Source organism: Sphingosinicella sp. BN140058, assembly GCF_004135585.1.
In the GTDB taxonomy this organism is placed as follows: Bacteria; Pseudomonadota; Alphaproteobacteria; order Sphingomonadales; family Sphingomonadaceae; genus Allosphingosinicella.
Genome location: NZ_CP035501.1, coordinates 499,058 through 511,964, shown reverse-complemented (window position 1 = coordinate 511,964; position 12,907 = coordinate 499,058). Strand labels below are relative to the sequence as shown.

Annotated in this window: 13 protein-coding genes; 12 read left to right on the top strand and 1 reads right to left on the bottom strand. The window is 66.7% G+C overall.

The window, feature by feature from the left end; all coding sequences use genetic code 11:
* Window positions 1–86: 86 nt before the first annotated feature.
* The gene (locus ETR14_RS02270; protein WP_165356275.1) at window positions 87–1,184 is read right to left on the bottom strand and encodes an acyltransferase; all 1,098 of its coding nucleotides are present in this window, start codon (window positions 1,182–1,184) and stop codon (window positions 87–89) included.
* A 236-nt stretch (window positions 1,185–1,420) separates the two neighbouring features.
* Here ETR14_RS02270 and ETR14_RS02265 point away from each other — a divergent pair, with 236 nt between their 5' ends.
* The 12 genes from ETR14_RS02265 (at window position 1,421) to recO (ending at window position 12,804) form a co-directional block, all read left to right on the top strand.
* On the top strand, window positions 1,421–4,636 hold the full coding sequence (locus tag ETR14_RS02265; RefSeq protein ID WP_129383168.1) for a YdbH domain-containing protein: 3,216 nt from the start codon (window positions 1,421–1,423) through the stop codon (window positions 4,634–4,636).
* Between the two features lie 47 nt (window positions 4,637–4,683).
* Complete coding sequence (locus tag ETR14_RS02260) at window positions 4,684–4,860, top strand: YnbE family lipoprotein (protein ID WP_129383167.1); 177 nt, start codon at window positions 4,684–4,686, stop codon at window positions 4,858–4,860.
* A 1-nt stretch (window position 4,861) separates the two neighbouring features.
* On the top strand, window positions 4,862–5,260 hold the full coding sequence (locus ETR14_RS02255; RefSeq protein WP_129383166.1) for a YdbL family protein: 399 nt from the start codon (window positions 4,862–4,864) through the stop codon (window positions 5,258–5,260).
* 182 nt (window positions 5,261–5,442) lie between these two features.
* Window positions 5,443–5,766 carry an AtpZ/AtpI family protein gene (locus ETR14_RS02250; protein ID WP_129383165.1) on the top strand — a complete coding sequence of 108 codons (324 nt, stop codon included), beginning with the start codon at window positions 5,443–5,445 and terminating at the stop codon, window positions 5,764–5,766.
* 35 nt (window positions 5,767–5,801) lie between these two features.
* Window positions 5,802–6,587 (top strand): F0F1 ATP synthase subunit A, encoded by a 786-nt coding sequence (locus tag ETR14_RS02245; RefSeq protein ID WP_129383164.1) that lies wholly within the window; start codon window positions 5,802–5,804, stop codon window positions 6,585–6,587.
* Between the two features lie 44 nt (window positions 6,588–6,631).
* A complete protein-coding gene (locus tag ETR14_RS02240) occupies window positions 6,632–6,859 on the top strand; it encodes a F0F1 ATP synthase subunit C (protein ID WP_129383163.1) in 228 nt (75 codons plus the stop codon).
* 70 nt (window positions 6,860–6,929) lie between these two features.
* Window positions 6,930–7,424, top strand: a complete 495-nt coding sequence (locus ETR14_RS02235; RefSeq protein WP_129383162.1) for an ATPase — start codon at window positions 6,930–6,932, stop codon at window positions 7,422–7,424.
* Window positions 7,417–8,061, top strand: coding sequence for a F0F1 ATP synthase subunit B (locus tag ETR14_RS02230; RefSeq protein WP_371416736.1), 645 nt, complete (start codon window positions 7,417–7,419; stop codon window positions 8,059–8,061). The genes ETR14_RS02235 and ETR14_RS02230 overlap by 8 nt, the downstream gene beginning before the upstream one ends.
* A gap of 234 nt (window positions 8,062–8,295) precedes the next feature.
* Window positions 8,296–10,215 (top strand): excinuclease ABC subunit UvrC, encoded by a 1,920-nt coding sequence (gene uvrC, locus ETR14_RS02225; protein ID WP_129383161.1) that lies wholly within the window; start codon window positions 8,296–8,298, stop codon window positions 10,213–10,215.
* A gap of 9 nt (window positions 10,216–10,224) precedes the next feature.
* Entirely contained in the window at window positions 10,225–11,169 is a 945-nt protein-coding gene (locus ETR14_RS02220; RefSeq protein ID WP_129383160.1) for a polysaccharide deacetylase, read from the top strand.
* Window positions 11,166–12,059 (top strand): GNAT family N-acetyltransferase, encoded by an 894-nt coding sequence (locus ETR14_RS02215; RefSeq protein WP_129383159.1) that lies wholly within the window; start codon window positions 11,166–11,168, stop codon window positions 12,057–12,059. The genes ETR14_RS02220 and ETR14_RS02215 overlap by 4 nt, the downstream gene beginning before the upstream one ends.
* Before the next feature lie 10 nt (window positions 12,060–12,069).
* Complete coding sequence (recO, locus tag ETR14_RS02210; RefSeq protein WP_129383158.1) at window positions 12,070–12,804, top strand: DNA repair protein RecO; 735 nt, start codon at window positions 12,070–12,072, stop codon at window positions 12,802–12,804.
* Window positions 12,805–12,907 lie beyond the last annotated feature (103 nt).

Sequence of the window (12,907 nt, the reverse complement as noted above, 5' to 3'; positions counted from 1 at the left end):
CCGCGCGCGATGGCCGCTGGCGTCCGGATAGTCGTCGGGCGCGGCCGGAGCCGGGGACGGCTTGGCCGATCGAGACGCGGACCGCGTCAGAAGGCGAGCTCGACGCTGCGGCGGGGCCGTTCGGCGGGGCGCGGGAAGGTCCGTTTTGCCAGTTCGATGAACGGGCGTTCGACGATCCGGTAGAAGAGCCATGAGGAGATGATCACCAAGGCCAGTGCGGCTGCGATGATGATCATCTTGGGCCCAGCCGTGGTCGGCGCGATCACCCGGGTCAGCACCGTCGCGGTGAGACCGGCGGTAAGCGAATGGGTAAGGTAGAGTGAATAGGAGATGTTTCCGAGAAAGACGCCGATCCGGCTGCGTACGGTCATGAAGGAAATCACGAGCGCGGTTGCGCAGCCGAAGCCGGCCTGCACCGCGCCGGGCCTGATCGCCGTGACCAAGGTGAGGATCGCCACCAGAATAAGATATTCCCGTATCGTGAGTACGCTCTGCCGATGCAGCAGGGCGGCCCCGCCGATCAGGAACAGGGTGGCATGTTTGAGAAAGGGGAGGTCGCCGACAACGGGAACGTGGCGAAGCAGGATGAGCATCACGCAGGTCACCACGAACGCACGCTTGCCCGCGAAGACGAACGGGAACGCCAGCCCGACCAGAAGATAGAATTGGAATTCCACCGCCAGCGTCCAGAAGACGGGGTTGATCCACGTCTCCCGGGTGAAGTCCACGGTGTAGGCGAGGTTGTGGAGGATCCGGCTCGCGCTCATGGCCCCCATCCAGGCCGGGCCGCTGCCCGCCGTTGCGCTTATCGCCAGGAACAGCGCCAGCATCGAGGCGATCTGGATCCACGAAGGCGGCGCCAGCCGAATCAACCGACGTCCGAAGAAGGCACCGAAATGGGAGACTCGATAGGCGCTGCACATCATCGTGTAGGGGATGATGAAGCCGGAAATGACGAAGAAGATGTCGACCCCCGCCGCGCCCCAGCCGAACAGCCATCGCAACGCCGGCACATCGAAGGTCATCAGGTTCGATCGGGTGAGATGGTAGCAGCAGACGGCCAAGGCCGCGACGCCACGAAGACAGTCGATCGTTTCCAGACGGTCGCTCGCGGGCGACCTGTCGCTGCGATCCGTCGCCGCCGGCAACTCGCGATCGGCACGGCAATCAGGCTGCGTCGTCACGGCAGAGCCACCCCCTTCGGGCCATCTTGAGCGCTCGCGGACGGCCATTCAAGGGTTGTTGATGTTGATAGGTCGATCATGATCGATCAGCGCAGGTTCAGCCGGGCGCGGCTCTCATTGGAAGGCGGAAAGTGACGGTTCCGGAACGAACCGAGCTGAGGGTAGTTGAGCAAAAGATGGCTGTCGGGCAGGAAGCTCTTCTCTTGCGAGTGCGAACGGGAGCCTAAGGCAGAGGCGTGGACGAAGAGCCTGTCGAAGTGGTGCGGAGAAGCCGCGGCAAGAGGCTCGTTCTGCCGTCGGTCCTGCTCGTCCTGGTCGGCGTGCTCGCCTTGCTATGGGCATCGCGGATGCGCATCGCGCAGGATTATCTGGATCGCGAACTCGCCCGCCGAGGCGTTCAGGCGAGCTACGATGTCGAGCGGATCGAATTCGGCCGTCAGCAGCTGGCCAATCTCGTGATCGGCGATCCCCGCAATCCGGATCTGGTTGCGCGCTCGGTCGAGCTCCGTCTGAGCTGGGGATTCCGGCGACCGCGGATCGCGCTCGTCACCGCACGCGGAGTCCGGCTTCGGGGCAGGGTGATCGACGGGCGCGTCAGCTTCGGCCAGATCGACAAGTTGCTGCCGCCGCCATCCGGGGCGCCTTTCCGCTTCCCGGATCAGGCGGTGGACGTCGCCGATGCCTCGCTGCGGCTGGACACGCCCTGGGGGCGGATCGGGCTCGGGCTCGAGGGGAAAGGCAATCTTGCCGACGGCTTTCGCGGCAAACTCGCCGCCGCATCGCAAGGGGTGCGCATCGGCACTTGCCGCCTCGCGGCACCGCGCGCTTTCTGGCAGATCGCGATCGACGATGCCCGGCCGCATTTCGCCGGCCCGCTGCGCGCGACCAGCATCGGCTGCGGCGACCTGCGCATCGACAATCCCAACCTGGCGCTGGACGCCACCTTGACCGAAGCGCTCGATGGATGGCGCGGCAAAGCTGGCATGACCGCGGACGCCGCCACCCGCGGCGCCGACGCGCTCGGTGCGTTTTCAGGCAAGATCGGATTCGAGGGCAACGCCGCGACGACCTCCGGCGGGATCGCTCTCGCCGCGCGCTCTTTGCGTTCGGCCAAGGTCAGCGCCGGTCGAAGCCGGCTCGACGGCCGCTATTCGGTCTCACTCGACAGCGGAGCAATGTCGCTCAAGGCCAGTGTCGGCGCGCGCGGGGTCTCGGCTGCCGCAATTGCCGACGACGCGGCCCGACAGCTGGCTGCCGCCGGCGGAACCCCCGCAGAGGCGATCGGGGAGGCGCTTGCGGCAGCCGTCCGGAATGCGGGCCGATCGTTCGACGCGACCGCGATGGTTCGGCTCACCGGAGGCGCTAGCGGGGGCGGCATCCGGATCGATCGGTTGGCGGCGGTCAGCCGGAGCGGCGCGCGGCTGACGCTGCATGGCGGCCAGGGCATCACTTATGTCTGGCCGACCAACCTGTCGCGGGTCGACGGGATGCTTGCGCTCGCAGGGGGCGGCTTTCCGACGACCTCGCTTTCCCTGCGTCAGCAGGAGCTCGGCGGACCGATCAGCGGCGAAGGCCGGATTGCGCCGATGATCGCGAACGGCGCCCGCCTGGCGCTTGCGCCGGTGCGCTTCCAGGCCGGCCGCGATGGCATGACGCGGCTCGAAACGGTCGCCACCATGGACGGGAGGTTCAGCGGCGGCAGTGTCTCCGGCCTGGTCGTTCCGATCGCGGCACGCCTGGATGGACATGGCGGGTTCGCGATCAACGAAGGATGCACCACCGTTCGCTTCCGGGCCCTCGCGACCGGCACATTGCGGCTTGCGCCCGCAACGCTGCCGCTTTGCGCGACGGGACGCGCATTGATCTGGTCCGGCGCCGACGGCGCGATTGCGGGCGGAGCGACGATCCGGGCGCCGCGCCTGGTCGGGCAGCTCGGCAGCTCACCGATCGCGATCCAGGCCGCGCGGCTTCGTCTCGGCATCGCGCAGCGCGACTTCACCGCATCGACCCTGTCGGTGAGGCTCGGCCGGGGCGGGGCGGTCAACCGGCTAGATGCCACCGCGTTCACGGGCGCGATCGGCGGCCGCGGCGTTGCGGGCCGATTCCAGGGTCTGTCGGGCAAGCTTGCCGCCGTGCCGCTGCTGCTGGACGAGGGAGCCGGGCGCTGGTCGTTGGCCGGCAACGATCTCAACATGGACGGACGCGTGCGCGTCTCGGACTCGGTCGAGCCACCCCGTTTCCATCCGCTGGTCGCGCCCGACTTTCACCTGTCACTGAAAGACGGCGGCATCGTCGCGACCGGCCGGCTCGACGATCCGGAGACCGGCACGCGGATCCTGCAGACCCGGATCGTCCACGACCTCGGCAGCGGACGGGGGCGCGCCAGCCTCGATGTTCCCGGCATCACCTTCGACGAAAGCTATCAGCCCGAACAGCTGACCCGCCTGACCACCGGCGTGGTGGCGCTGGTCCGCGGCGTCGTGCGTGGGCAGGGCGAGATCGCCTGGGACGAAAAGGGCACCAGCAGCACCGGCACGTTCGGCACCGACGACCTCGATTTCGCGGCCGCCTTCGGGCCGGTCGAAGGATTCCGCACGCAGGTGCACTTCACGGATCTGCTCGGCCTCGTCAGTGCGCCGGCCGAGCTTGCCGAGGCGGATCTGATCCAGGCCGGTATCGACGTTCTCGATGGCCGCATCCGCTATCAGCTGCTTCCCGATCTCCGGGTGAAGGTCGAAGGGGGAACCTGGCCCTATGCCGGCGGCGAGCTCGCGTTGCAGGAAACGATCCTGGATTTCGCCAAGCCGACCACGAAGGCGCTGACCTTCCGTGTCACCGGCCTCGACGCGGCGCGCTTCATCGCCCAGATGGAATTCTCCAACCTCTCCGCGACCGGTACGTTCGACGGCAGTATCCCGATGCTGTTCGACGAGCGCGGCGGACGGATCGCCGGCGGCCATCTCGTCGCCCGCCAGGAGGGCGGTACCCTGTCCTATGTCGGCGAGCTCACCGACAAGGATCTCGGTACCTACGGCAAGCTCGCCTTCGATGCGCTGAAATCGATGCGCTATTCCAAGCTGACGATCGATCTTGATGGCGCGCTCGACGGCGAGTTCATCGCCGGCATCGAACTCGATGGCATCGCCCGCGATCCGGCGCTGACCGCAGCCCCGTCCGGCGGGATCAGCGGCCTGGTCGTCGGACGGGCGCTGAATCAGCTCGCCAAGATCCCGTTCGAGTTCAATATCGCCGTGCGGGGCCCGTTCCGGGCCTTGCTGGCGACGGCGCGGTCGTTCGAGGATCCCAGCAACCTCATCCAGTCGGTCCTGCCCGAAAAGCTTCGCGAGCAGCCGGCGCTGCCGCCCGCCGATCCTGCGCCCGCGTCGCCTGCGTCGCCGCCGCCGGGACAGGCCACGATTGTTCAGCCCAAGGAAAGCGAGACTGTGCGATGACACCCCCGATATTGACGAGACTGCGTGGCGCTGCGACGCAGGGTGCGATGGGAAAGGTGCTTTTTCTCGTGCCGGTGATGCTCTCGACGGCGGGGTGCGTACAGGTGAGTGCGCCCGACAAGCCGATCGAGATCAACCTCAACATCAATATCAGGCAGGAGGTCGTCGTGCGGCTGCAGCAGGACGTGCGCGATCTCATCGACAAGAATCCGGGAGTCTTCTGACATGAACCGCCGTCTCAAGCTGATCATTGCCGCCGGTGTCGCGGTCGTCGCGATCACGGGCGGCGCCACGGCCGCTTTCGCCATGTACCAGGGCGACGCCTCCGCCGAGCTCCGCGCCAGCGGCCACGCCGGTGAGCAGGCCGATGGCTATCTCGGCGTGGTCGGCTCCGCATCCGGCGCGATCCGGGCGCAGGTCGATTCGGTGAATATCAAGCGCCGCGCTTATTATACCGATCTCGCCGCCAAGCGCGGTGCCAAGATCGAGGAAGTCGCCGCGACGACCGCCTGCGAGCTGTTCCGCACCAAGGTCGGACCGGGACAATATTATCGCGGCACCGACGGTGCCTGGAAGAAGCGCGAAGGCAGCGCTCCGATCCCGTTGCCGAGCTATTGCGGCTGAGCCCGATCTCCCCTTCCACTGCAGGAAGGGGAGCGTTCCTGCATCCTCCAAATCTTTCCACGTGTTGACTTGATCCGGGGCGCTTCCTAAAGGGACGGCGCCTTGGCGGGATCGTTCGCCGGCATGTCCTCGCACCCCGCATTGCAGCCCTGCCGACGTAGGGACGCACTTGGAAGAAAGACATGGCGGAAGACGATCATCGACAGGATCCCCCGTCTCCTTCGCGGGATGCACGTTTCTCCAAGCTCGACGAGCGGCTGAGGAGCGCGCAAGCGGAAGAGGCGGCCAGGACGGGCAGCGAACGGAAGCCGGCTGATCGCAACGAGCAGCTTGGCAGCCGGGTTTTGTCCTACCTGCTCGGGGGCTTGGGCGGCGGCGCGTTGATCGGCTGGGTCTTGGACCAGTGGTTCGGCACGTCACCGTTATTCCTGTTGCTGCTGATGTTCCTCGGAACGGCGGCCGGCTTCAGGAGCATCATTCGGATTTCAAGCAAGCGCCCGGACTGATCTTCGGGCGTTTGCATTATCGACGGGAAGAAGACGTGGCGGCCGAAGCAGGCAAGATCGACCCCATGCACCAGTTCGAGGTGCAGTCCATTTTCGACGGTTTCTCGATCGGCGGGCACCAGATCGCGTTCACCAACAGCGCGCTCTGGATGATCATCGCGGTCGCGGCGCTGTGGCTGTTCATGCTCGGCGGCATGAAGCGACAGCTGGTGCCGACCCGCTGGCAGGCCGCGGTCGAAGGCGTGACCGGTTTCATCACCTCGATGATGGACACCAATATCGGGCCGGAGGGGCGCAAGTACACGCCGTACGTCTTCTCGCTGTTCATGTTCATCCTGGTCGCGAATCTGATCGGCATGCTGCCGACCGGCATCGTCGGCATCCACCCCTTCACCGTCACCAGCCACCTGACCGTCACCGGCATTCTCGCCATCGTGTCGTTCGCGATCGTGCTCGTGATCGGTTTCTGGCGCCACAAGCTGCACTTCTTCTCGCTGTTCGTGCCGCACGGCACGCCGGTGGTGATGATACCGCTGATCTTCCTCGTCGAGCTGATGAGCTTCCTGGTCCGTCCGTTCAGCCTCGCCCTGCGACTGTTCGTGGCGATGACCGCGGGTCACATCCTGATGAAGGTGCTCGCCGGCTTCGTCATCAACGGCCTCAACGCCGAAGCGCTGTGGGTCGCACCGGTGGTCAGCCTGCCGAGCTTCATCCTGATGGTCGGCATCACCCTGCTCGAGCTGCTGGTCTGCGCCATCCAGGCCTACGTGTTCGCGCTGCTGACGTCGCTGTATCTCAACGACGCGATCAATCTTCACTGATTTCTTCAGTCACTTTTCAACGTTTCAACAAAGGAGTTTTTCAAATGGACGCAGAAGCCGCAAAGCTGCTCGGTGCCGGTCTCGCTGCAATCGGCGTCGGCATGGCCGCCCTCGGCGTGGGCAACGTGTTCGGCTCGTTCCTCGAGAGCGCGCTGCGCAATCCGGCCGCGGCCGACAGCCAGCAGGGCCGTCTCTTCATCGGCTTCGCCGCCGCCGAGCTTCTCGGCCTGCTGGCGTTCGTCGTTGCGATGATCCTGCTCTTCGTCGCGTAACACGCTGATCCAGACCACCGCCTCCGCCCGTACGCACTGAGCGTCGGGCGGGCGCGGAAGCGGGAACGACATGCCTCAGATCGATCAAATCTCCGAAATCTTCGCATCGCAGCTCTTCTGGCTCGTGCTGACCTTCGGTCTCGTCTACCTGGTCATCGGCCGGGGGATGCTCCCGAAGATCGAAGCGACCGTCGATGCACGCGACAAGCAGATTGCCGGCGACCTCGCCGCTGCCGAGGCGGCACGCCGCACGGCCGAGGAGATCGACGAAGCCAATCGCGCCCGGGCCGAAGCCAATCGTGCCGAGGCCTTGAAGGTCACCCAAGCCGCCAAGGATTCTGCCGCCCGCGAGGCCGAGCAGAAGATCAAGGCTGCCGACGCCCAGGCCGAAACCAAGGTTGCCGCCGCGGAAGCGCAGATCCGCGCCGCAACCGAGGCAGCCATGGGCGATATCGAGAACGTCGCCGCCGAAGCCGCGCAGGACATGGTCGCCCGCCTTACCGGCAAGACCGTCAGCCGCGACCAGGCGGACACTGCAGTGAAGGCGGCGCTCGCCAATGGCTAATCATCCGATCACCAGCGGCGATGCCGCCGTCGAGCACAACCTCGCCGAGGCGTCGACCAAAGGCGAGCATGGCGCGATGCCGCAAACCGGCGAAGATGCCGTGACCACCGCAGCCGCGGAAGGCCATGGGGCGCCCCACGCCGAGCCGAAGGCGCTCGGCATGGACGCGACCGCCTGGGTCGCCCTTGCGATGATCCTGGTTATCGCGATCCTGCTCTGGAAGAAGGTCCCGGCGGCGATCGGCAAGGCGCTCGACCGCAAGATCGAGGGCATCCGCCAGCAGCTGGACGAAGCCGCCCAGCTCCGAGCCGAGGCCGAGACCCTGCGCAACGAATATCAGGCCAAGGCAGCCTCCGCCGAGGCGGAAGCCGCCGCGGTGGTCGAGCGAGCCCGGCACGAGGCCGATGCCATCGTCCGGCAGGCCCAGGCCGACAGCGATGCGCTGATCGAGCGTCGTGCGCGGATGGCCGAGGACAAGATCGCTGCCGCCGAGCGTCACGCCGTCGACGAGATCCGCGCCAAGGCCGCCCGCGCTGCCGCCGCCGCCGCGGAGCGACTGATCCAAGCCGAAATGGATCCGGCGACGGACCGCGCCGTCGTTGACCGCACCATTGCAGGGCTCGGCACCACCCACTGAGGCCGATCGCTTCGGTCTACGCGCGCCGCGACGGGAAACCGCCGCGGCGTTCGTGTTTCTGGCGGCAGACGATACACACTCAGCCGTTCGGGCTGAGCCTGTCGAAGCCCCCTCCTTCCCTTGCGGCGCTAGAGTAAGGGAGGGCTTCGACACGCTCAGCTCGAACGGACATTTGGTGGTTCCAGGGCTCCAACCCACTGGCCTCCGCCAGCCATCCAACCTACATCCGCAGCCGTGACCGACAGCCCCAACGATCGCTTCAACGAAGAAAAATCCGCCTACACCGTTCGCGGCTCGGATCAGCCGGACATCGAGAAGGGGTGTGCCGCGATCCGATCCGTGGTGAAGACGCTGCCGGTCCGACCGGGCGTCTATCGGATGCTCGATGCCAAGGGCGAGGTGCTCTACGTCGGCAAGGCGAGGGCGCTAAAAAATCGCGTCACCAATTACACCCAGGTCTCGCGCCTTACCAAGCGGCTGCAGCGGATGGTCGCGCAGACAAGATCGATGCAGATCGTCACCACCAACACGGAGGCGGAGGCGTTGCTGCTCGAGGCGCAGCTGATCAAGCGCTATCGACCGCCCTACAACGTGCTGCTGCGCGACGACAAAAGCTTCCCGTTCATCCTGCTTCGCGAGGATCATGAATTCCCGCAGGTTCGCAAGCACCGCGGCGCACGCCGCTTCAAAGGGCAGTATTACGGGCCCTTCGCGAGCGCCGGGTCGGTGACGAGGACCCTTAACGCGCTGCAAAAGCTGTTCCTGTTGCGCAGCTGCACCGACACCTTTCTCGCCACCCGCGACCGGCCGTGCCTGCTCTACCAGATCAAGCGCTGCTCGGCGCCCTGCGTCGGCCGGATCAGCGAGGAGGGCTATGCCGAGCTCGTCCAGGACGCGAAGGATTATCTCGGCGGCAAGTCGACGCGGGTCCAGCAACGGCTGGCGGCGTCGATGCAGCAGGCGGCGGAAGCGATGGATTTCGAACTTGCCGCGGTGTTCCGCGACCGGCTGCGCGCGCTGACCTTCATCCAGGGGACGCAGACCATTGCCGCGGAGGGGATGGGCGACGCCGACATCTTCGCGCTGGCGGCAAAGGGCGGGACGATCTCGATCCAGGCTTTCTTCATCCGCGGCGGCAACAATTGGGGCCATCGTAGCTTCTTCCCGGCGCACACCGCCGACGTCCCGGAAGAAGAGGTGCTGACCGCCTTCCTTATGCAGTTCTACGAGGAACTGCCGCCGCCGAAGCTGATCCTCGTCGACCGGCCGCTCGCCGAAGAGGCTTTGCTCGCCGAGGCTCTGTCCGAGCGCGCCGAGCGCAAGGTGACGCTCAAGGAGCCGAAGCGCGGCGACCAGGCCAAGATGATGCGCCAGGCCAAGCGCAATGCCGAGGAGGAGCTCGATCGGCACCTGGCGGAAAGCTCGACGCAGGTGCGCAATCTCCGCGCGATCGCGGAGATGTTCGAGATGCCCGAGCCGCCGAAGCGGATCGAAGTCTACGACAACAGCCACGTCATGGGCACCAATGCCGTCGGCGCGATGATCGTCGCCGGGCCGGAAGGCTTCCTCAAGAACCAGTATCGCAAGTTCAACATCAAGCGCGAGGAGACCGTTCCGGGCGACGATTTCGCCATGATGCGGGAAGTGCTCGGCCGCCGGTTCGCCCGGCTCGAGAAGGAAGATCCGGACCGCAGCCGCGGCGACTGGCCGGATCTGCTGCTGATCGACGGCGGCAAGGGCCAGCTCAATGCGGTGCTGGAGACGCTCGAGTGCGCCGGCATCCATGACGTGCCGGTGGTCGGCATCTCCAAGGGGCCGGATCGCAATGCCGGGCGCGAGGTGATGCACCTGCCCGGCGGCCGCGAGCTCACGCTGCCGGTCAATTCGCCGGTGCTCTTCTATCTGCAGCGGCTTCGCGATGAGGCGCATCGCTTCGCGATCGGGGCGCATCGTCAGAAGCGGGCCAAGAGCATGGCGGCATCGCCGCTGGACGACGTGCCCGGCATCGGCCCCGGTCGCAAGCGGGCGCTGCTGATGCACTTCGGCACCGCCAAGGCCGTGAAGGGCGCGGCGCTCGAGGATCTGGAAAAGGCGCCGGGCATTTCGAAAGGGACGGCCCAGGCCATTTACGATTATTTTCATTCCGGCGGTTAAGCCCGGAGGATGCGTGTCCTCCTCACCGTCGATACCGAGCTCACCTGGGGCCCTTATGCGCGCGGCGCGTCGTGGCAGGAGAATCTCGAGTCATCGTTCGATCCCGCCGGGGTCGGGATTTCGTGGCAGCTCGAGATCTTGCGTGCGCATGGGCTGAAGGCCTGCTTCTTCGTCGATCCGATGCCCGCCGAACATTATGGCCTCGCCCCGATCGAGCGGATGATCGCGCCGATCCGCGCTTCGGGGCAGGAGGTGCAACTGCATCTCCACCCCTGCTGGCGGAGCGTTGCCGACGGAGTTGAACAGGGCGCGGACTTCGAGCTGACCTGCTTCGACGAGACCGGGCAGCGCGACCTGATCGCGGCGGCGTGCAGGCTCCTGATCGAAGCCGGCGCGCCGCCACCGATCGCGTTCCGATCGGGGAGCTATGCCGCCGATTCGCGGACCCTCAAGGCGCTCGCTGCCGCGGGCCTTCGCTTCGACAGCAGCCACAACGGCTCGCACCATCCCTGGCCGAGCGCCTTGCCGCTGCCGCCGGCGCAGATCGCGCCGGTCCGAGTGGACGGTATCATCGAAGTGCCGGTCTCCCAGATCGAGGATCGCAGCGGCCGGCTCCGCCACCTCCAGCTGTGCGCCGTCTCGATGGAGGAGATGGAGGCCGCGTTGCTGCACGCCGAGGCCGAGGCGCACCCCATCGCAACCCTCGTAAGCCACAGCTTCGAATTCGCCAGCCGGGACGGGCAGAGGCCCAACCGCATGCTGGCGCGGCGGTTCGAAAGGCTCTGCGCCTTTCTTGCAGATCATCGGGATCGCTTCCCGACCGTGCATTTCGCGGATCTGGACGATCTGCCGCTGGACGTTCCGGCACGACCGCTGCCGGCGGACCGGCTCCGCACCGCCCGGCGGATGGCGCAGCAGCTTCTTGCCAATCTCGTCTACGAGCGAAGCCTGTGAGTGCGAGCGTCACGCTGCCGTTCCGCATCGGAGCGCGTACGCTCTGGCGCGTGCGACGCCGACTGAACCGGATCCCGCTGTCCCTCGATCAGGCCCGCCGCGGCGAGCTGCCGACGCTGCCGGCCGAGCCGGGCGACGGTCACCTGATCCTGTCGCTGCCCGAAGCCTGTTGCGACGAGATGCTGGCGCGTTACCGCAACTTTCGCCCCTTCATCCGGCAACGCTACAAGCGCTTCTACGCCGCCCTCGACGTCGGTTTCGACGCCTATCTGGCAGGAATCTCGGCCAAGAGCCGCTCCACCCTCCGCCGCAAGCTGCGCAAACTGGTCGAGCGCTCCGGCGGCACGCTCGATTTACGCGCCTATCGCCGTCCGGAAGAGATGGCGGAGTTCCACCGCGCGGCGCGGCTTGTGTCGGAACGCAGCTATCAGGAACGGTTGCTGGACGCCGGGCTGCCCGACGGACCGTCCGCTTTGGCCGAGATGAAGGGGCTGGCCGCCCGCGATCAGGTGCGCGGGTGGATTCTCCATCTCGACGGGCAGCCGATCGCCTATCTCTATGCCCCGGCCGAAGGCACCACCCTGATCTACGCCTATCTCGGCTACGATCCGGACCATGCCGATCTGTCCCCGGGCACCGTGCTCCAGTTCGAGGCGATGCGGCAGCTGATGGAGGAAGGGCGCTTCCGCCTGTTCGATTTCACCGAGGGCGAGGGGCAGCACAAGAAATTGTTCTCGACCGGCGAGGTCGCCTGCCTGGACCTGCTGCTGCTCCGGCCGACGCCGGCCAATTTGATGATCGGCACGGCGCTGGCCGGGTTCGACGCTTTCGTCGCCTCCGCAAAACGCGTGCTGCGCTCTTCGCTTTTGCGCAGGGCGGTCCGGCGCTAATCCTGCCGCGATGCGGCTCGAGACACAGGCGATCATCTGCGCAGTGCGCCCGCACGGCGAACATGCCGCGATCGTGCGCGCCTTGACCCCGCGCGACGGCATCCAGGCCGGCTATGTCCGGGGCGGCAAGTCGCGAACGCTGCGGCCGATCCTGGTGCCGGGCAATCTCGTCGCGGCCGAATATCGTGCGCGGACCGAAGACCAGCTGCCGCATCTCAGCCTGGAGATGGTGGCGAGCCGCGGCGCCTTGCTGTCGGAACCGCTCGCCGCCGCCGCGATCGACTGGGTGACGGCGCTCAGCGCTTCGGCGCTGCCGGAGGGGCAGCCTTATCCCCGCTTGTACGAGGCCCTCGATGGCGTGCTCGGCGCGATCGAGGCGGCGCCGGCGGCGCGGATCTGGGCGGCCGCTCTGGTTCGTTACGAATTGCTGCTCCTCGCCGAACTCGGCTTCGGCCTCGATCTCTCCGAATGCGCCGCGACGGGCACGCAGGCCGATCTCACCTTCGTCAGCCCGCGCAGCGGACGCGCGGTCAGCGAAACCGCCGGCGCCGGCTACCGCGACCGCCTGTTCGCGCTTCCGGCGTTCCTGATCGAGGGCGGCGCGGCACATTGGGAAGACATCTTCGCCGGCCTTCGCATCACCGGCCACTTTCTCGCCCGCGACATCCTGATCGCGCGCCAGGCCGATATTCTCGCCGCCCGCGAGCGGCTGGTGGAACGGCTTCGGCGCGCCGGCTGCGGGTGAGACGGGGGAGATAATCGAGCAAGAACGGCACGTTGCTTGCGGTTCAGCGCTCTTCCACTATGACCGGCAGCACTAGCCCCCGGACACGTTCGGGGCCGTTCAC